The sequence below is a fragment of the Paraburkholderia caffeinilytica genome, assembly GCF_051027425.1.
Classification (GTDB): domain Bacteria; phylum Pseudomonadota; class Gammaproteobacteria; order Burkholderiales; family Burkholderiaceae; genus Paraburkholderia; species Paraburkholderia caffeinilytica_A.
Genome location: NZ_CP186553.1, coordinates 1,142,058 through 1,160,679, shown reverse-complemented (window position 1 = coordinate 1,160,679; position 18,622 = coordinate 1,142,058). Strand labels below are relative to the sequence as shown.

General features: G+C 62.2%; 15 protein-coding genes. 5 read left to right on the top strand and 10 right to left on the bottom strand.

The window, feature by feature from the left end:
- The first annotated feature begins 51 nt into the window (after nucleotides 1-51).
- The gene (locus ACOSV0_RS25685) at nucleotides 52-1,203 is read left to right on the top strand and encodes a porin (RefSeq protein ID WP_434114857.1); all 1,152 of its coding nucleotides are present in this window, start codon (nucleotides 52-54) and stop codon (nucleotides 1,201-1,203) included.
- A gap of 154 nt (nucleotides 1,204-1,357) precedes the next feature.
- On the opposite strand, the gene ACOSV0_RS25680 is transcribed toward ACOSV0_RS25685, so the two are convergent.
- The 10 genes from ACOSV0_RS25680 to ACOSV0_RS25635 all read right to left on the bottom strand — a co-directional run bounded on the left by ACOSV0_RS25680 (nucleotide 1,358) and on the right by ACOSV0_RS25635 (nucleotide 14,023).
- A complete protein-coding gene (locus ACOSV0_RS25680; protein ID WP_434114855.1) occupies nucleotides 1,358-2,230 on the bottom strand; it encodes a peptidase in 873 nt (290 codons plus the stop codon).
- Nucleotides 2,231-2,477: 247 nt separating this feature from the next.
- Complete coding sequence (locus ACOSV0_RS25675; protein ID WP_434114854.1) at nucleotides 2,478-3,278, bottom strand: transglutaminase family protein; 801 nt, start codon at nucleotides 3,276-3,278, stop codon at nucleotides 2,478-2,480.
- Nucleotides 3,279-3,289: 11 nt separating this feature from the next.
- Complete coding sequence (locus tag ACOSV0_RS25670) at nucleotides 3,290-4,240, bottom strand: alpha-E domain-containing protein (protein WP_434114852.1); 951 nt, start codon at nucleotides 4,238-4,240, stop codon at nucleotides 3,290-3,292.
- Between the two features lie 172 nt (nucleotides 4,241-4,412).
- A complete protein-coding gene (locus ACOSV0_RS25665) occupies nucleotides 4,413-5,822 on the bottom strand; it encodes a circularly permuted type 2 ATP-grasp protein (RefSeq protein WP_434114850.1) in 1,410 nt (469 codons plus the stop codon).
- A gap of 515 nt (nucleotides 5,823-6,337) precedes the next feature.
- On the bottom strand, nucleotides 6,338-6,790 hold the full coding sequence (locus tag ACOSV0_RS25660; RefSeq protein ID WP_028198339.1) for an HU family DNA-binding protein: 453 nt from the start codon (nucleotides 6,788-6,790) through the stop codon (nucleotides 6,338-6,340).
- Nucleotides 6,791-7,230: 440 nt separating this feature from the next.
- On the bottom strand, nucleotides 7,231-8,001 hold the full coding sequence (locus tag ACOSV0_RS25655; RefSeq protein WP_434114848.1) for a tetratricopeptide repeat protein: 771 nt from the start codon (nucleotides 7,999-8,001) through the stop codon (nucleotides 7,231-7,233).
- Nucleotides 7,998-10,046: a bifunctional 2',3'-cyclic-nucleotide 2'-phosphodiesterase/3'-nucleotidase gene (locus tag ACOSV0_RS25650; protein ID WP_434114846.1), complete on the bottom strand. Its 2,049-nt coding sequence runs from the start codon at nucleotides 10,044-10,046 to the stop codon at nucleotides 7,998-8,000. Before ACOSV0_RS25650 ends, ACOSV0_RS25655 begins: the two co-directional genes overlap by 4 nt.
- 188 nt (nucleotides 10,047-10,234) lie before the next feature.
- Nucleotides 10,235-11,713: a PLP-dependent aminotransferase family protein gene (locus ACOSV0_RS25645; RefSeq protein ID WP_434114844.1), complete on the bottom strand. Its 1,479-nt coding sequence runs from the start codon at nucleotides 11,711-11,713 to the stop codon at nucleotides 10,235-10,237.
- A gap of 191 nt (nucleotides 11,714-11,904) precedes the next feature.
- Nucleotides 11,905-13,446, bottom strand: coding sequence for a peptide MFS transporter (locus ACOSV0_RS25640; RefSeq protein ID WP_434116136.1), 1,542 nt, complete (start codon nucleotides 13,444-13,446; stop codon nucleotides 11,905-11,907).
- Nucleotides 13,447-13,624: 178 nt separating this feature from the next.
- Nucleotides 13,625-14,023 (bottom strand): hypothetical protein, encoded by a 399-nt coding sequence (locus ACOSV0_RS25635; RefSeq protein WP_434114842.1) that lies wholly within the window; start codon nucleotides 14,021-14,023, stop codon nucleotides 13,625-13,627.
- A 353-nt stretch (nucleotides 14,024-14,376) separates the two neighbouring features.
- Between ACOSV0_RS25635 and ACOSV0_RS25630 the strand changes: the two genes are divergently transcribed.
- The 4 genes from ACOSV0_RS25630 to ACOSV0_RS25615 all read left to right on the top strand — a co-directional run bounded on the left by ACOSV0_RS25630 (nucleotide 14,377) and on the right by ACOSV0_RS25615 (nucleotide 18,621).
- The gene (locus ACOSV0_RS25630; protein WP_434114840.1) at nucleotides 14,377-14,949 is read left to right on the top strand and encodes a helix-turn-helix domain-containing protein; all 573 of its coding nucleotides are present in this window, start codon (nucleotides 14,377-14,379) and stop codon (nucleotides 14,947-14,949) included.
- A 182-nt stretch (nucleotides 14,950-15,131) separates the two neighbouring features.
- Nucleotides 15,132-16,748 carry a peptide ABC transporter substrate-binding protein gene (locus tag ACOSV0_RS25625; protein ID WP_434114839.1) on the top strand — a complete coding sequence of 539 codons (1,617 nt, stop codon included), beginning with the start codon at nucleotides 15,132-15,134 and terminating at the stop codon, nucleotides 16,746-16,748.
- 16 nt (nucleotides 16,749-16,764) lie between these two features.
- The gene (locus tag ACOSV0_RS25620) at nucleotides 16,765-17,703 is read left to right on the top strand and encodes an ABC transporter permease subunit (protein ID WP_434114837.1); all 939 of its coding nucleotides are present in this window, start codon (nucleotides 16,765-16,767) and stop codon (nucleotides 17,701-17,703) included.
- A gap of 3 nt (nucleotides 17,704-17,706) precedes the next feature.
- The gene (locus ACOSV0_RS25615; RefSeq protein WP_434114835.1) at nucleotides 17,707-18,621 is read left to right on the top strand and encodes an ABC transporter permease; all 915 of its coding nucleotides are present in this window, start codon (nucleotides 17,707-17,709) and stop codon (nucleotides 18,619-18,621) included.
- Nucleotide 18,622: the final 1 nt, after the last annotated feature.

Below are 18,622 nucleotides of genomic sequence, written 5' to 3'. Positions count from 1 at the left end.
GCTATTCTCCTTTCCGCAACAACGAAACTAATCATCTGCGTGGAGAAATGGATGAAACGAATCGCACTGTCTACCCTCTCGCTGGCGCTTCTGGGCGTCACCGGCGTGGCACATGCTCAAAGCAGCGTTACCCTGTACGGCGTGCTGGATGACTCGATCCAATACGTATCCAACGTTGGCGGCAAGAGCCTGTACAACATGGCTGCAGGCAACCTTCAAGGCAACCGTTGGGGCGTGAAGGGTACGGAAGACCTGGGCGGTGGCCTGAAGGCGATCTTCCAGTTGGAAAACGGCTTCAACCCGAATAACGGCGCACTCGGCCAGGGCGGCAAGATGTTCGGCCGTCAAGCCTACGTCGGCCTGACTGGCGATCAGTGGGGCACGGTCACGCTCGGCCGCCAGTACGATCCGCTGGTCGACCTGGTTCAGCCGCTGACGGCTGACAACTACTGGGGCAGCACGTTCACGACCGCAGGCGACGTTGACAACAACGACAACAGCTCGCGCACGAACAACGCAATCAAGTACACCTCGCCGGTGTGGAGCGGCTTCCAGTTCGAAGGCATGTACGCGCTGGGCGGCGTCGCAGGCCAAACGGGTTCGGGTCAATCGTGGGCAGGCGCGGCAACGTACGCAACGGGTCCGTTCAGCATTGCAGCCGGCTACTTCCGCATGGACAACGCAGCTAGCGCAGTGCCGCGTACGACGTGGGGTGGCACTTCGGACGGTACGTTCGACGGCGGCCTCGAGAACAGCGCATACGAAACGGCCAAGTCGATCGGTATCGCTTCGGTGGCAGCGCAATACGTGGTTGGCCCTGTCACGGCCGGCCTGCGTTACAGCAATGTTCAGTACAAGCCGGACGCAGCATCGGGCTTCTCGACGACTGAGAAGTACAACGTCGGTGCTGGTTTCGTGAACTACCAGGTAACGCCGGCAGCATTGCTGGGCTTGGGCTACACGTACACGCACGGCAACGGCGATGCGACCGCGACGTACCATCAGATTTCGCTGGGCGGCGACTACAACCTGTCGAAGCGCACGGACGTCTATCTGGTCGGTGCATGGCAACATGCTAACGGCAACCAGCGCAATGCAGCTGGCAACATCGTCACGGCAGTGGCTTCGGTTGCTGACTATGGCTTCAACTCCAGCAGCATCAACCAGACGATCGTCAGCCTGGGTATCCGCCACAAGTTCTAATCGAACTTGACGGAACTGCTGAAGCAACACGCAGTTTGAAAACCAGCCACGGGCGCCAAGCCTGTGGCTGGTTTTTTTTCGTCTGATGGTTTGCTGGTCCGATACGCGCGACGTAACCCGGCACCGCGCAGCCCCGAGCGTTGCCCTGAACCGCCTAGCGCCGCTGGGCCTTGCCCTTCTCCGCCTGTGCCAGGGTCTGTGCGGGCTTCGCGTCGAGCTCATGCTCCACGCCGTCCACCCCCACCGGCGCACGATGCAGCACCAACGCCCGCTCGCGCTGCAATAGCGGCACATTGGGCGAATCCTGCCAGTCCGGATCGGGAATCTCGCCGAACACCTGACGCAGCCGCTCGCCCCACGTACGATGAATCATCTCGAAGTACGCATTGTCGTGATCGATCGAAACGAAGCGCGTGACCTGCAGCGCGTCCTTCTCGTAGACCAGCAGATCGAGCGGCAATCCCACCGACAGATTCGAGCGCAGCGTCGAATCCATCGAAATCAACGCGCACTTGGCGGCTTCGTCGAGCGGCGTGGACGGGGTGAGCACGCGGTCGATGATCGGCTTGCCGTACTTGGCCTCGCCGATCTGGAAATACGGGTTCACGGCCGACGCTTCGATGAAATTTCCCGCCGCGTAGATCATGAACAGGCGCGGCCGGTTGCCCGCGATCTGGCCGCCGAGAATGAAGCTGCAATTGAAGTCGACGCCGAATTCATGCAACGCCTCGGCCTCGCGCTGATGCACACAACGCACCGCGCGGCCGATCACGCGGGCCGCGTCGGCCATGGTGGGCGCGTTCCAGAGCGTGGGCAGCGAGGGATCGGCAGGCTCGGACAGCTCGTGCAGCACCGCTTGCGTGAGCGACAGATTGCCGGCGCCCAGCAGCACGAGCATGCGTTCGCCAGGCTGCTCGAACACCGACATCTTGCGTGCGGTGCTGATGTGATCGACGCCCGCATTGGTGCGCGTGTCCGAGAGGAACACGAGCCCGTCGTCGACGGCCATCGCGACACAGTAAGTCATAAGGAAAGGTACCCGCGAAAAACGACAGAACGGCGCTATTGTAATGCCGCGCGCATGCGCCATACCCCTATTACGGCGCGTGCGGGCTCAATCTGAAGCGCTATGCGGGTTGACGCTCATTCAGGTCCCTCGCCAGAGCCGCTAGCCGCCCTGCGGTGAGCAGGGCTAAGGCTCTGGCTCTGAACGGCCTGTCAGGTGCCCTGGCAGCGGCCCTGAAGCCCTGTTGGCCACCCACCCTGCCGCTCCTCTATTGCGACAACTGCGTGCTGACCGTGACGGACACCTTCAGTTGCTCTTCCAGCCCGCCGATACGCCGGCCGCGCACCGGCGCGGCGGCTTCGTAGTCGCGCGCCACGGCGAGCCGGCAGTAGATCTCGCTGGCAAACGCGGCGTGCGTGACGTCGATGGAGATCCAGCCCTTGCCGTCGAGCCATACGTCGACCCACGCGTGGCTCGCTCCGTGCTCGACGTCGCCGGGCTCGATGTAGCCGCTCACGTAACGCGCCGGAATGCCGCGCGCGCGACAGCAGGCCAGCATCAGATGCGCGTGGTCCTGGCACACGCCGTTGCCGAGCGCGAGCGCCTGCGCGGCCGTGCTGGTGACTTCGGTAATGCCCGGGTTGTACTTCACGCGCTGCACGATCTGCTCGGACAAGGCGATCAGATTGCTCGAACTCGCGAGGCTCGGCACCGATTCGGCCAGTTCGCGGATTGCCGCGTCGGCCTCGGTGAGACGCGTCGAACAGGTGAAATGCTCGAGCGGGATCGGGCCGACCGCGTCGGGCAACTGGCCGTCCTTCAGCGGGATCGTGTCCACTTCGCCCGCTACATGCAGACGAATCTCGCCGTGCGGCTTGTTGATGACGAGCGTATGCAGCACATTGCCGTAGGCGTCGAAGGTGGCGTCGAGCTTGCCGGGTGCATCGATGCTCCAGCGCCGCACCACCTGCGAGGCGCCGCTTGCCGGCGTCAGGCGCAATTGCTGGATCGAATAATGGACAGTCGCTTCGTAACGATAGGACGTGTCGTGGCGGATCGTCAGGTACATATAAAACTCCGTCAGGCGACTGGCAGCATCAGATAGGTACGCGCAACCAGATTACCGAGCTCGAACACGCGAGCCAGGAACTGCGTCAGATAGGCGTGCAGGCCGGCTTCGAAAATCTGCCGGATGTCGGAATACACCAGTTCGGCGCGCAGCTTGCCGGCAAACCGTTCGCACTGGTTCGAGCCCGGCGTGCGCAGCATCGCCAGATTCGCGCAGACGCCTTCGAGCGACGCGAGCAGCGAGCGCGGCATCTGCTGGTTCAGGATCATCAGTTCGACCACCCGCGCCGGCGTGACGACGTCGCGATACACCTTGCGATAAATCTCCAGCGCCGACACCGAACTGAGAATCGAGGTCCAGTAGTAAAAGTCTTCGAGCTGGCGCGCGGCATCGCGTGAATTCGGCTCGACGTCGGCAAAGCGCACGTCGAGAATCCGCGCGGTGTTGTCGGCCCGTTCGAGGAAAGTGCCGAGCTGCGTGAAGAAGAACGCGTCGTCCTGCAACGCGGTGCCGATCGTCACGCCGCGTGACAGGTGAGAGCGGAATTTCACCCACTCGAAAAGCGCGCCCGGATTGCTCACGGCCTGACCCGCCTGGCTCCGTTCGTTGAATTCGAGCCAGGTGTCGTTGATGGTTTCCCACCATTCGGTCGTCAAGGTGCCGCGCACGGCGCGGGCGTTTTCACGCGCGGCCTGCAAACACGAGTGAATACTCGACGGATTGGTCGCATCGGCCACCATGAAATCGAGCACATGTTCGCGGGTCGGTTCGTCGTAGCGTTGTGCGAAGGCGGTTTCGAGTTCGGAGATGCGCAGCACCGAGCGTTGCGCGCGCGCCTCCTGGTCGGGCGTTTGCGGCAACAGCAACGCCTTCAGGTTGATGTCGAGCATGCGGGCGGTGTTCTCCGCGCGCTCCATGTAGCGGGCCATCCAGAAGAGGTGATCGGCGGTTCGGCTTAGCATGACGGCGTTCCGTATCTGATGACGCGAGACCTTTGCATAAGTAAAAGGTCCGCGCCGGTTATCCGTGTGCGCCGGCGACAGTTCGATGCGTCTGCCGGTGCGTTAGGCTGCGGTCGCGGTTGCCTGCATCGCTACAGGAATGACTGCATGAGCGGTTACCTGAGCAATCGCGTCAGTCGACCATCCACGTATCTTTGGTCCCGCCTCCCTGCGACGAATTGACGACGAGCGAGCCCTCCTGCAAGGCCACGCGCGTAAGCCCCCCCGCGCACATCGTCACGCTCTTGCCGGACAGCACGAAGGGGCGCAAGTCGATATGGCGCGGCGCAATACCGGATTCGACGAACGTCGGACACGCCGACAACGCGAGCGTAGGCTGCGCGATATAACCCGCCGGCCGCGCAATCAGGCGTTCGCGGAACGATTCGATTTCGGCTTTGGTGGACGCCGGCCCCACCAGCATCCCGTAGCCGCCCGCGCCGTGCACTTCCTTCACGACCAGCTCGGGCAGATGCGCGAGCGTGTACGCGAGATCGTCGGGCTTGCGGCACTGGAACGTGGGCACGTTGTTGAGGATCGGTTTCTCGCCGAGGTAGAACTCGACCATGTCCGGCACGTAGGGGTAGATCGATTTGTCGTCGGCGATACCGGTGCCCATGGCGTTCGCCAGCGCGACACGTCCGGCGCGATAGGCGGTCAGCAGACCCGGCACGCCCAGTGCCGAATCGTTGCGGAAGGCGAGCGGGTCGAGAAAATCGTCGTCCACACGGCGGTAGATTACGTCGACGCGCTTCGGCCCTTGCGTAGTGCGCATGAACACATAGTTGTCGTCGACGAACAGATCCTTGCCTTCCACCAGTTCGACGCCCATCTGCTGCGCGAGGAAGGTGTGCTCGAAATACGCGGAGTTGTACATGCCCGGCGTGAGCACCACCACGACCGGATCGTCGACGCCTTCGGGCGCGACCGAGCGCAGCGTGTCGAGCAGCAGGTCGGGATAATGCGCGACCGGCGCGATGCGGTTCTGCACGAATAGCTCGGGGAAAAGCCGCATCATCATCTTGCGGTTTTCCAGCATGTAGGACACACCCGACGGCACGCGCAGGTTGTCTTCGAGCACGTAGAACTCGCCCTCGTCGCCCGCGCGCACCACATCGACGCCGGCGATATGCGCGTAAACACCGAGCGGCACATTCACGCCCTGCATTTCCGGCCGGTATTGCGCGTTGGTATAGACCTGTTCGGCCGGCACGATGCCGGCGCGCACGATGTTGCGATCGTGATAGACGTCGTGGATAAACAGATTGAGCGCCTGCACCCGCTGGCGCAAACCGGCCTCCAGCGTCTGCCATTCGCTGCGCGGAATGATGCGCGGAATCAGATCGAAAGGGATCAGCCGCTCGGTGCCGGACAAATCGCCGTTCACCGCGAAGGTGATACCGACCCGGCGAAACAGCAGGTCGGCTTCCGCACGCTTGCGTGCGATCGCCTCGTTGCCCTGCTTCACCAGCCACCGCTCAAAACGCGCGTAGTGTGGCCGCACGGCATCGTCATGATGACGCATCTCGTCATAGCATCGCATGTCACGCCCCGCTCTTGTTGTCGGATAGAAGGCGAATGCGCTGCGCATTCGGTGTTCGACAATCGTTGAAGCAAGCGCTATGCCATTGTGCTTTTTCGCGTGCCAGACACAGTGCATGCACGCTAAGAGCGCATCCCGACCGGCATGGCCTCGTTGTCATCGTACTGCGGCGGCACATGATGCGCTAGTACGGTGCAAAAGGAGCACCGTGGCGGGCGGGCGGCAGCGGTCGGCGGCCGGCGCAAAACCGGACACACGCCGCCCGCGAAGTGGAGCCGAACGCGCGCCGGCTTCGCCGCGCGTTTCCGGCAAACTCGCAAAACGCTGGGAACGTGCATAAAAAAATCCCCGTGGATTCGCATCCACGGGGATTCTGACAACTTGCACTGCGGGTCGGCTCAAACGTTAACCACGGTTAAAAGCGCACGGTTAAACACGCACGGTTAAAAGCATACGGCTAAAAACCCACCGTTAAAAACCCACGCTCAAAACCCGCGGCAACGCATGAAGCACGATCAGCCTGCTGCTGCGTCTTTCAGCTTCTTCAGCGGACGTGCCTTGATGCGCACGCTAGCCGGCTTGGCCGGGAACCAACGCTCTTCGCCCGAGAACGGGTCTTTGCCGAAGCGCTTCTTCTTCGCCGGCACAGCTTGCACGACGATCTTCAGAAGACCCGACAGCGTGAATTCGCCAGCGCCCTTCTTGTGCACTGCGCCGAGGATCGTGTCTTCGAGCGCGGCCAGCACAGCCTTGGCAGCCTTCGGTTCAACAGCAGCGCGTTCAGCGACGTGAGCAGCCAGCGAGGCCTTCGTGAAGGTGTCCTTGATCGGCGACGGAGCGCTGGACGCCTTCACGGCGACCTTCTTAGCTGCGACGGCTTTCTTCGCAGGAACTTTCTTTGCAGCAACCTTCTTGGTCGGTACCGGGGCAGCAGCCTTCTTGGCCACCTTTTTTGCGGAAGTCGGCATGTTTCTCCTACCTGTAGTGGTCAGTGAATTGCACGAAGCGCACACGGTATGTGCACGCTTCAACGCCGGATTCTACAAGCGCTAATACGATTTGCGCGAATCTTTTGTGTATAACAGCGAAGGTTTGTTGCGCGGCGCAGACTCCGCAACACATTTTGATCCTTGTTTTAGCGGGTAAACGTGCGTCGGGGAGGTCCACAACACCAACGCGTAACGTGCGTTACAGGTCATTTCGATGCATGAATAGAGGCACTTTCGGCACCGGACGATGGCCGGCGGATCGCGAATCGAAGCAGCTCGATCGCCGGATCGTCGTGCTTGCGCGCGCTCGCGATGCCGATTCATGCGGCAGAAAAAACACGCCCCCTGCAGCGAAAATCTCTGCAGGGGCGGCTAAGATTGCTCTGCGACAGAAAATCGCAGGCCGCTTCAACGCGCGATCAGAGCCGGCTGACGTGCTTCAGATCGTGCTCGCTCTCTTTTACGTGGGCCCAGTACTCGTCTTCGTCGCGCGCCATGCCGAGTTCGCCGTTGCGATACGCGATCGCCAGCGCCAGATTGGCCTCGGGTAACTCCGCATTGGCCGCGCGTGTCAGCCATTGCAGCGCCAGGACGTCGTCGTGCGGCAGCGTCGTGCCGAAACAGTACTCGTTGGCAAGCTGGAATTGCGCGAGCGGCACACCCGCTTGCGCCGCCTGTTCCAGCCAGCGAATCGCAAGACGGGGATCGCGCGCGACGCCGTAGCCGTTGCGATAAAGCGTCGACAGATCGTAGGCAGCCTGCGGATCATGCGATGCGGATTCGCTCAACCAGCGACGGCTTTCCACGTAATCCGGCTCGATGCCAGGCAGTCCGCGCAACAGCAGATGTCCGAGCGTGGCTCCCGCTCCCGGCACACCGTCGAGCGCAAGTTGCCGATACAGCTCGACGCCTTCGCGCCGTTCGTCGAGTTGCGCCGAACTCGTCAGCACGTCGGCGAGCGCCTCGCGCGCCGCCGCGTTGCCGAATGCCGCGGCAAGCCGCAGCCGCCACACCGGCCATGCCGCGTGCGTAGCCGTGCCCTGCATCCGCCAATCGTCGATCTGCACGCTGGATACGGGTGTCGCCACGCGCGTGAGCGTAACCGTGGCGAACGTACCGGCGGCGATCGCCACGGCCACCGCGACGGTCGCCGCCACGGCCGCCGGCAGCAAAGAGAAGCGCGCCTTCATTGGTTGAGGTCCACCGCGTAGACCGCGAGGCCCTTGCCGGTGCCGTCGTCGGTCTGGAGCTGGGTGACGTTGGTGATGCCGTAGGTTTGCGCGAGCGCGACCAGGTTCGGCGCCGCCTTGAACGTCACCTGCCCGGCGGTCGCCACCTTCGTGAAGCGCCAGCTACGGTCGCTGCCGTTGTTCGCCGCCTTGATGGCCTGCACTTTCTTGATGTAGGCAATCAGAACGTCGCGGCTTGCATCCGGCGACGCGTAAATCGTCTTGCTGCCATCCAGACCGGGGAAATTGCCACCGCCGCTCGCGCGATAGTTGTTGGTGGCGACGATGAACGACTGTGTATCCGAGATCGCCGCGCCCTGATATTTCAGGTTGCGGATCCGGCTGCCGACTGCCTGCGTCACGTCGATTTCGTAGCTGAAATCCTTCGACGTGATCATGTCGAAGTTATAGCCCGGGTAGGTGCTGACCAGCGCCTGCGCAGCGGTATTGGCCGGATCGATCTTGTTGAAGCGCTTCGCCGCGGTTTCGAGCCACGCCTTCAGATCGGCGCCCGTCACCTTCACCGCGTAGATCGTGTTCGGATACAGGTAGAGGTCGGCGGCATTGTTGATCGCAACGTTGCCTTGCGAAACGTCAGTGAAATCGTTACCGCCGCCGAAGCCGCTCTTGAACGGCGCGCTCACCGACAACACCGGAATGCCCGCATATTGCGGCAGATTCGCGGCAATGTAGTCCTGCACGTAGGCAGCCTGGGCCTGGTTGACGATCTCGATGGCCGACACGTCGCCCACATCCGCGAAATACGTGCTCATGCGGAAATCGGTCGTGCCGATCGGCGTTTTCACATAATTGATGGTCGCGCTGTGTTCGGCCGCGATCGCCTGCGAAATCGCCGGATCGACTGCCACGTAGCTGTTATCCGCGTTCTGGATCGAGCGCGCTTCCGCCGTGCTCGAATTGCGGTCCACCGTCCACGTCCCGTTCGTGTAGTTCAGCGCGAGTTTGATCACGCCGAGATGCTTGCCCCAGAAATTCGCCATCACGGTCGGCACGCCGTTGACGGTGCCCTTCACCTTGTCGACGCCCGGCAGATTGAATTGCGTGACCGTGCTGTTCTTGTCGGGGAATACCTGATGCGAGTGGCCGATCAGCATCGCGTCGATGCCGGGCACCTGCGAGAGATAGTAGCTGCCGTTTTCCATCGACGGCGAATAGGTCGAATTGTCGAGACCGCCATGCGACATCGCCACGATGATCTGCGCGCCGTTGGCCTTCATTTCCGGCACGTACTTCGACGCACTTTCCACCAGCCCCTGGGTGTAGACGTTGCCGTCGAGCCAGCGTTTATCCCACGCCATGATCGCGGGCGGCGTGAAGCCGATCACGCCGATTTTCACCGGCGCGCTGACGGTCTTGCCGTCGGGCGTCGTGGCCGTGAGCGTGCGTTCGAGGATCGTGTACGGCTTGAAAATCGGCTGCTGCGATTTCGCGCCGAGCACGTTGGAGAGCACCAGCGGAAAGTTCGGCCCCGCGCACGCCGGTTGCGATGCGACCGGGCTCATGTTCGGCACGTCGAACGCGTTGCCGGTGACTTGCGCAAGGAACGGCAGGCCGTAGTTGAATTCGTGATTGCCGATCGTGCCCGCGTCGTACTTCAGCAGGTTCATCACCTTGTAGACGCCGAGCGTCGTCTTGCAATCGATCGGCGCGACCTGCGCCTGGTAGTCGGCGAGCGCGGTGCCCTGGATCGTGTCGCCGTCGTCGAGCAACATTGTGTTCGGGAACTCCTTGCGCGCCGCCGCGATCAGCGTCGCCGTGCGCTCGAGGCCAAGCGACTTGTCTTCTGCCAGCTTGTAGTAATCGTAGCTCAGGAGATTGGTGTGAATGTCGGTGGTTTCCAGCAACGCGAGCGTCGCCTTCGTACCGTTCGCCACCTGCGGCTGCGACTGCGGTGTATCGATATCGCTGCTGCTGCATGCCGTGATGCCGATCGCGCTCAGTGCGCCTAATGTCCCCAGGGCGCTGGCCGCGCGAAGTTTGCGCATCCTCTTTCCTGCCATAAACGTTGCTCGCATCCCTACCATCCTCTGATTTGTCGTGTTGTCGTGCCGGTCCATCCGGGCCGGCAATGTCTTACAAACAATTACAGAGACGCAAGGTTACGGTCGCTTTATGACAACGATTTGTATGGCTATAGATAGGTTTAAGTAATTTTAATGCGCGTTCCTGGCTGTCAGCGCGTGAGGTGCGGCAGGATACCGGCGAGCTTCGTGAGCGCCGAGTCGATATGTTCGACAGCGATGTTGCCGTAGCCGAACATCAAACCGGACTGCGGCTTCTTGCGCTGATAAAACGGCGCGAGTCCATACAAACCGATCGACGCTTCGCGCGCGGCGCTCACTACCGCCTCCTCGGTAAACGGCGCCTTCAGCCACGTCGCCATATGGATGCCGGCGGTCGGCACGATCGGTTCGAACCACGGCGCGAGCTCACTCTGCAGATGCGTCAGCAGCATCGCACGGCGTGCCGCATAGGTCTTGTGCATGCGCCGCAGATGCTTGGCGAAGTCGCCGTTGAGCATGAAGGTCGCGAGCGCGGTTTGCGTGAGGGTGCAGCCGTGACAGTCGGCGATCTGGCGGGCCTTGAGGAGCGGACCATAGAGCGAGGCCGGCGGCACCACGTAGCCGATCCGCAACTCCGGAAAAATCGTCTTCGAAAACGTGCCCACGTAGGCGACGAGACCGGCGCGGTCGAGACTCTTCAGCGGCTCCATCGGCCGGCCTTCGAAGCGGTACTCGCAGTCGTAATCGTCCTCGATGATCACGGCGCCGCGTTTCTGCGCCCATTCGAGCAACTCGACGCGCCGCTCCAGACTCATCGGCATGCCGAGCGGAAATTGATGCGAGGGCGTCACGTAGACGAGCCGCGCCTTGTCCGGGAGCTTGCTCACGATCAGGCCTTCGGCGTCCACCGGCACCGGCACCACGCGCGCGCCCGTCGCCGTGAAGCACGCCTGAACCGGCGGATAGCCAGGGTCTTCGAGTGCCGCGATTTCGCCGGGCCGCAATGTGATGCGCGCAATCAGATCGAGCGCGTGCTGCGCGCCTTGCGTGACGATCACGTCGTCCCAGTTGCTCGCGACTGCCCGGTTGAACGCCAGGTAGCGCGCAATCGCGAGGCGCAATTCCTGTTCGCCGGCCACGTCGCGATACGTGCCTGGACCGCGCGCCTGCACTCGCAATGCGTGGTTCACACAGCGGCGCCAGACGTCGAAGGGGAACAGCGATTTGTCGGTCGCGCCGCCAACGAAATCGTGCGGCGGGATCACCGTGGGCCGCGGCAATGGCAGCGTCTCGGGCATCTGCTCCCACAGCGGCTGGGCACGCGCTGCGGATTTCGGTTTCGCCTTCGCCCGCTCGCGGGTCGTCCCGGCGGCCAGTGCGTGTGGCGAGCGCTCCACCGGCAGACGCTCCAGACCGTCGGCCACGAAGGTGCCCGAACCGGCGCGAGCGCTCAGATAGCCCTCGGAAAGCAGGCGTTCGAATGCCTCGAGGGTGGTTTTGCGCGACACGCCCAGTTGTGTGGCGAGATCGCGCGTGGACGGCAAACGGGTGCCGCCGGCAAGACGTCCTTCGAGTATGCCGGCACGCAACTGCCGGTAGATCTGTCCGGACAGATCGTGACGTCCTTCGACCGCGATATGGATTTCCATCCGGGTGGTTACCTTAAACGTCCGTGAAATGCTTATGTCGAAAGACCAATATCGACCGTAAGCTTACCTCTGTCTCCGCCAGCGGAGCGGAAACGTACCGGATATTTACGACAAGGAATCGCGCATAAAACGCAAAATGGCGCGCCTCTGTAATACGAGGCGCGCCATTTTTGTTGCACTACCGGGAGTGATTACTCCGCCACCGCCCCGCTCAATGCAGCGGTTTGCCGTGCATTCTCACGCGCTTCGTCGCTGCAACGCTGATGTTCACGCGAGAGCTTGCGCATCAGCGGCAACAGCAGCACGGCAACCAGCGCACCCACTGCCGCGAGCCAGCCCAGGCCCGTAAACAGCTTGACGTACAACGGCAACGATTCGAGCGGGTCCATATCGCCCGCCGGCATCTGCGCGAAGTTCGCCACCACGCTGCCCAGATACTGCGACACGCCGGTCGCCACGAAGTAAGCGCCCATCATGAAACCGCTCATCCGCGCCGGCACGTAGCGCGCGATCATCGCGAGACCCAGCCCGCTCACGAGCAGTTCGCCGAGCGAGTACAAACCGTAGCCGCCCACCATGAACCACGACGACACGCGCCCGTTCACCGCGTAGTTGCCGCTCGCCGCATACACGAAGAAACCGGCGGCCACCACCGCGAAGCCGAACGCGTACTTGACCGCGACCGGCACGTCTTTACCGCTCTTCGCGAGCTTCGTATAGAGCATGGCGAGCACCGGGCTCAGCAGCATGATCCAGATCGGATTGAGCGCCTGGAATTGTGCGGCGCTCCACGTGAACAGCGTCTCGCCGAACAGCATGAAACGCGGATCGACGTTGCGCAGCGCGAACAGCGTAAGCGACGTCGACATCTGCACGTAGAACACGAAGAACAGGATCACCTGCGCCGTCAGAATCAACGCGGCAACCAGACCCGAGCGCTCCGAACGTTCGCATTTCACCAGCATGTAGCCGAAGATCGCCAGAATCGCCACGCCCGCCGTGTACACGCAAGCCACCGCAATCGCCTTGTGCTGCAGCACGAACATCGTCACCGTGCCGAGCACGATCCCACCCAGCGCGACCGCGCCGACGCGCTTCCAGCGGACCGGTTCTGCATCCGGCGTGGAACCGATATGCGCGAGCGTGCGGAACATGATGAAGTAGTTCAGCACCGACAGCAGCATGCCCGCGCAGCAGACCGCAAATGCCGTATGCCAGCCCCAATGGTCCTTGATCCACGGCGTCGCGAGCATCGACGCCGTCGAGCCGATATTGACCGCCATGTAGTAGATCGTGAATGCGCTGTCGATGCGCGCGTCGTCGCCTTCATAGATGCGGCGCACGAGGTTCGCGGCGTTCGCCTTGAACAGCCCGTTGCCCACCACGATCACGCCGAGCGACGCGTACATGTAGCTCAATTGCTCGTTGGGCAGCGCCAGCATGAAATAGCCGGCCGCCAGCACGCCGGCGCCGAAGATCATCGTGCGGCGCGCGCCGAGAATCTTGTCGCCGATCCAGCCGCCGATCGACGGCGATGCGTACACCAGCGCCGTGAACGCGCCCCACGTGAGCGTGGCGTGGCTGTCGGTGAAGTTCAGCTTGTCGATCATGAACAGGACCAGCAGCGCGGCCATCCCGTAGTAACCAAAGCGCTCCCACATCTCGATCAGAAAGACCGTCGAGAACGAACGGGTCTGCGAGACGCGTGCGCCTCGCGGATTGGACGAATTCATCATGTACCTCTTGTTCTTACGGTTGCGGCGGTGCGTGAGCTAACCACGCGCCGCGAAAAACTGGATCTGGAAAAACGGTCGATGAACCACGCGCGACGCGGCGCAGGCATGTGCCTATGCATGCGCGTAGTCGGCGGCACGCTCATCGACATGTTCATCTGGAAACTGAACTGCGCGCTCATTTGCACATTGAGGCGCCGGTACCAGCAGAAAAACCAGGGGATGGAATGGAGGCCCGCCACGCGATACGCCCCGAAGGAAATCTCCTTGGGGGCCGCAACGCCACATCGGGCTCGCGCTCCGGCAAGCGGAACGGGCTCAATGATAAAGCATCGCGGGAAACGGGGATCTGGCGGCCGTCATGTCCGCGGTGGGAAAAATCGGCAGTGATGGTCATATCCTCATGCCGGCGAGCGTTCGGATGGAACGTGCCGGACAACGCTCCGCCACGCAGGATCGCTGCACGCGGAATAAAAAACAGCGGCCGACGTTGCGTCTGATACAGACACGTGCGCCCAACCGCCAGGCGGGGCTGATTCTGCAAATAGAACCAGGGTTCGTCACTCAGGGAATTCACTGATGCCACGCCAATTACCCGTGGTTACACGCAAAAGCAGCGTCGCCGCGAGATCGCGTGCGGCTGAAAATAGTCTTTGATGTCATGGCCTTAACGTCTCCTGATATTCAATTTGCATCAATGCCGATACCCTTGTATATGCAGCATTCTTTACCGTATCCACCTTCAGTTTCTGGTCGATTCCGGTCAAAACGGGGGATGCTGATTTCGGTTCTGGCAACATAGAGCGTTGTCTCGAAAATGCGGCCCCTTGCACGGCCGGGCGCTGAACGGCCCGCCACCCCGGCCTGGACCGCAATCAAACCATATTTACTTATATCAAACAAATTTTGACGGGCTAATTTCCTCCTGCTATGGTCACGACAATTCAAAAGAAGAATCCGGCACTCGAACTCGGCAGTAAGATCCGCGCGCTGCGCCAACGTCTCAAGCGCACGCTGGATGACACGGCAACAGCGGCGGGTATTTCCAAACCGTTTTTGTCGCAAGTCGAACGCGGTCTGGCATCGCCGTCCATCACTTCGTTGGCCGGGATTGCCCACGCACTCGGGGTGACGGTGCAGTATTTCGTCGACACACCAAGCGAAGAACGCTCGATGTGCCGCGGCGATCAGTTGAAGTTTTTCGGTTTTGCAGACTCAGCCAATCTGTTTGCACGGTTGACCAATCTGACGGGCGGCCGTCAGCTCGAAGCGATCCTCGTGAGGATGCCGCCCGGGCAAAAGCGCTCGGAAGTCACCACGCACGCAGGTGAAGAGTTTATGTATGTGATCAACGGCGAAGTGTCGTTGACGCTGGAAGGCAAGACGTTCGTGTTGCACGCGGGAGACAGCGCGCATTACGAATCGACGGTGCCGCATAGCTGGGCGAATACCGCTCGTATCGAGTCGGTGGTCGTCTGGGTGGGCACACCGAGACTGTTCTAAAAAGCAGGCACCTTTTCCGGTTGATCCGGCCAGGGTTTGCCTGCATTACGAAATGTAAGGAATCCTGCATGCCGCGCAACCAACACGGGCAACAAGGGCCTCCCCGGCCCGAGCACCGCAGATAACCGGGCGCCCCAGGCGCCAGCGCGTTCTTCTCTCGACCTTTCCTGCGATCTCAACCGATGAAAACCCCGTTCGTCTACGCGACGGCGCTGGCCGCGCTCGTCCTTACGTTTCAGTCCTCCGCCTTCGCCGTCACGGTGCCTGCGGGTGTCACGCTCGCCGCCAGCCAGGAGATGACCCGCCAGGTCCCGTCCGAAACCGAATCGCTCGACCCCGCGCATATCGAATCCTGGACCGGCGACACGATCGCACTCGACATGTTCGAAGGTCTGACGCGCATCGACGCGGCGGGCGCGATCGTGCCAGGCGTCGCGCAATCGTGGACGCGCACCGGGCCGACTACATGGGTTTTCAAGCTGCGTCACGATGCGCGCTGGAGCAATGGCCAGCCGGTCACGGCGGCTGATTTCGTCTATGCATGGCAACGCGTGCTCGATCCGAAGACCGGTTCGAAATACACGATACTGATCGAGTTCGTGAAGAACGCCAAGGCGATCCTCGCCGGCAAAGCGCCGCTCTCGAGCCTCGCTGCGCGCGCCGTCGATCCGTACACGCTCGAAGTCACCACCGAGGTGCCCGCCGCCTTCTTCCCGCAACTGACCGCCATGCCGGCCATGGTCCCGGTCAATCGCGAGACCGTCACCAAATTCGGCAACGACTGGACCCGCCCGGGCAACTTCGTCGGTAACGGTCCGTATGTGCTGACCGACTGGCAGCCGAGCAATCGCCTGGTGGCATCCAAAAGCAGCACGTACTGGAACGCCAGCAAGGTCGTGATCACGAAAGTGACCTATTTGCCGATCGAAAACGACGAAACGGCAATGCGTATGTATCAGGCCGGCCAGTTCGACTACACGTATTCGATTCCGTCCGGCATCTACGCGCAGGTCAGCAAGCAGTTCGGCTCCGAACTGAAAACCGGCCTGCAAATCGCGACTTACTACTACAGCCTGAACAACGAAGACCCGGCCTTCAAGGACAAACGCGTGCGCCAGGCACTGGCAATGGTGCTGGACCGCGACCTGCTGACCAAGCGTCTGACCGCCGACGGCGAAGTGCCGATGTACGGCCTGATCGCCAAGGGCACCGAAGGCGCGGGCGTCTTCACGCCTGACTGGGCAAGCTGGCCGATGGCCAGGCGCGTCGATTACGCGCGCAATCTGCTGAAGGCCGCCGGTTATTCGGACGCGAAGCCGCTGACGTTCACGCTCACCTACAACACCAACGACCTGCATAAAAAGGTCGCGCTGTTTGCCACCTCGGAATGGCGCACCAAGCTCGGCGTCACCGCCAAGCTCGAAAACGTCGAATACAAGGTACTGCTCAAGCAGCGCCACGACGGCAAGGTGCAGGCCTCGCGCGACGGCTGGTTCGTCGACTACAACGACGCCAACTCGTTTTTCGATCTGATACGCTGCAACAGCGTGCAGAACGATCAGCGCTACTGCAACCCGCAAGTCGACAAGCTGGTCGATGAAGGCAACCAGCAGCTCGACGACGCGAAGCGCACCGCCCTGCTCACGCAGGCGCACAATCTGGCCATGAACGACTACCCGCTGGTATCGCTCTTCCAGTACTCGGCGGACCGGCTCGTCAAGCCGTATGTGGGCGGCTACACGTCGACCAATTACGTCGACCAGCGCGCCACGCAAGACATGTATCTGATCAAGCACTAAGCGCGGGAGCACCGTCATGCTGGCTTACACGCTGCGCCGCACGCTCTGGGCGATCCCGACGATTCTCGCCGTGATCACCGCGTGCTATCTGCTGCTGCACCTCACCCCCGGCGGGCCGTTCGACACGGAGAAACACCTGTCGGCGGCCGTGCTCGCGAACCTCAACGCCAAGTATCACCTCGACGAACCGCTGTGGCTGCAGTACGTCCACTACATCGGCTCGCTGCTGCACGGCGACCTCGGTCCGTCGTTCCGCTACGCCGACTGGAGCGTCAACGATCTGGTGTGGAAGGCATTGCCGGTGAGCCTCGGCGTAGGCGGCGTATCGGTGCCGATCGCGCTGGTGATCGGCGTCACGCTCGGCACGCTGGCCGCGGTGCGGCGTGACCGCTTCGTCGATCACTTCGTGATGGTGCTCGGCAATATCGGCAACGTGGTGCCGCCATTCGTGCTGGGACCGGTGCTGGTATGGATCTTCGCGATCCTGCTGAAGACTTCCGAAGGCCGCGGCTGGCTGCCGGCCGGCGGCTGGGGCGAAGGCGAGTGGCGCTATCGCGTGCTGCCGATCGTGCTACTCGTCATCATCAACGTCGCCGGGATCGCGCGCGTGATGCGCGGCAGCATGATCGAAGTGCTGTCGGGCAACTTCATTCGCACGGCGCGCGCCAAGGGGCTGCCGGGCCGCACGATCGTGTTGCGCCACGCGATGAAACCCGCGCTGATGCCGGTGGTGTCGCTGCTCGGTTCGATCTGCATCTCGTCGATCACCGCCGCGGTGGTCACCGAGTCGGTGTTCGCACTGCCCGGACTCGGCCAACTGGTCGTCAACGGTGCGATCAACCGCGACTACACCCTCGTGCTCGGCCTCGTCGTGCTGACCACCGCGGTCGCCGTCCTGTTCAATCTGCTGGTCGATCTGGCGTACGCCTGGCTCGATCCGCGCATCCGGTACTGATCCATGCCCCGCTCAATTCAATCGACTGCCGCGGCGCTCGATCCGCTCGCGGCTATTGCAAGGGCGCCGCGTTCACGCGGGCCGCTCGCCACCGCCGCATTGCGCTTCGTGCGCAATCGCGCGGCGTTCGCCAGCTTTGTCGTCCTGCTGCTGATCGTGGTTGCCTGCGTGGCCGGCCCGTGGTTTCTGTCGAACAATCCGATCGACAGCGACTGGAGCGCGATCAGCCTCGCGCCGACGCTTGCAAACATGCACTGGTTCGGCACCGACGAACTCGGCCGCGACCTGCTCGCACGCTCGTTGCAAGGCGGACGCGTGTCGCTGGAAGTCGGCCTGCTCGGCACGCTCGTGTCGGGGCTGATCGGCGTGGCGTACGGCGCCACCGCCGGCTATCTGGGCGGCCGTGTCGATGCGGTGATGATGCGCATCGTCGACATGATGTACGCGATCCCCTACATGCTGATCGCGATCCTGATGATGACGATGTTCGGCCGTGCGTTCTATCTCGTCGTGCTGACGATCAGTGCGTTCTCGTGGCTCGACATGGCGCGCGTGGTGCGCGGCCAGACGCTGTCGCTGCGCTCGCGCGAATTCATCGACGCCGCGCGCGCCATCGGCGTGAGTTCGCGTTCGATCATCGCGCGCCACATCGTGCCGAATCTGCTCGGCGTGGTGGTGGTGTACGCCAGTGTGACCGTGCCCAACATCGTGCTGACCGAGTCCGTGCTGTCGTTCCTCGGCCTCGGCGTGCAGGAACCCATGACGAGCTGGGGCGTGCTGATTCAGGACGGCGCTCAGAAGCTCGAATCGATGCCATGGCTGCTGCTGTGCCCCGCAGTGATGCTGTGCGTCACCTTGTATTGCGTGAATTTCGTCGGCGACGGTCTGCGCGACGCATTCGATCCGAAGGACCGCTGAC

Coding starts and splice junctions, on each gene's coding strand:
- ACOSV0_RS25665 (WP_434114850.1), bottom strand. CDS start 5,822: ATGCGATGCTATGACGAGATGCGTCATCATGACGATGCCGTGCGGCCA.
- ACOSV0_RS25630 (WP_434114840.1), top strand. CDS start 14,377: ATGGTCACGACAATTCAAAAGAAGAATCCGGCACTCGAACTCGGCAGT.
- ACOSV0_RS25615 (WP_434114835.1), top strand. CDS start 17,707: ATGCCCCGCTCAATTCAATCGACTGCCGCGGCGCTCGATCCGCTCGCG.
- ACOSV0_RS25650 (WP_434114846.1), bottom strand. CDS start 10,046: ATGCGCAAACTTCGCGCGGCCAGCGCCCTGGGGACATTAGGCGCACTG.
- ACOSV0_RS25620 (WP_434114837.1), top strand. CDS start 16,765: ATGCTGGCTTACACGCTGCGCCGCACGCTCTGGGCGATCCCGACGATT.
- ACOSV0_RS25675 (WP_434114854.1), bottom strand. CDS start 3,278: ATGTACCTGACGATCCGCCACGACACGTCCTATCGTTACGAAGCGACT.
- ACOSV0_RS25680 (WP_434114855.1), bottom strand. CDS start 2,230: ATGACTTACTGTGTCGCGATGGCCGTCGACGACGGGCTCGTGTTCCTC.
- ACOSV0_RS25685 (WP_434114857.1), top strand. CDS start 52: ATGAAACGAATCGCACTGTCTACCCTCTCGCTGGCGCTTCTGGGCGTC.
- ACOSV0_RS25625 (WP_434114839.1), top strand. CDS start 15,132: ATGAAAACCCCGTTCGTCTACGCGACGGCGCTGGCCGCGCTCGTCCTT.
- ACOSV0_RS25640 (WP_434116136.1), bottom strand. CDS start 13,446: ATGAATTCGTCCAATCCGCGAGGCGCACGCGTCTCGCAGACCCGTTCG.
- ACOSV0_RS25660 (WP_028198339.1), bottom strand. CDS start 6,790: ATGCCGACTTCCGCAAAAAAGGTGGCCAAGAAGGCTGCTGCCCCGGTA.
- ACOSV0_RS25655 (WP_434114848.1), bottom strand. CDS start 8,001: ATGAAGGCGCGCTTCTCTTTGCTGCCGGCGGCCGTGGCGGCGACCGTC.
- ACOSV0_RS25645 (WP_434114844.1), bottom strand. CDS start 11,713: ATGGAAATCCATATCGCGGTCGAAGGACGTCACGATCTGTCCGGACAG.
- ACOSV0_RS25670 (WP_434114852.1), bottom strand. CDS start 4,240: ATGCTAAGCCGAACCGCCGATCACCTCTTCTGGATGGCCCGCTACATG.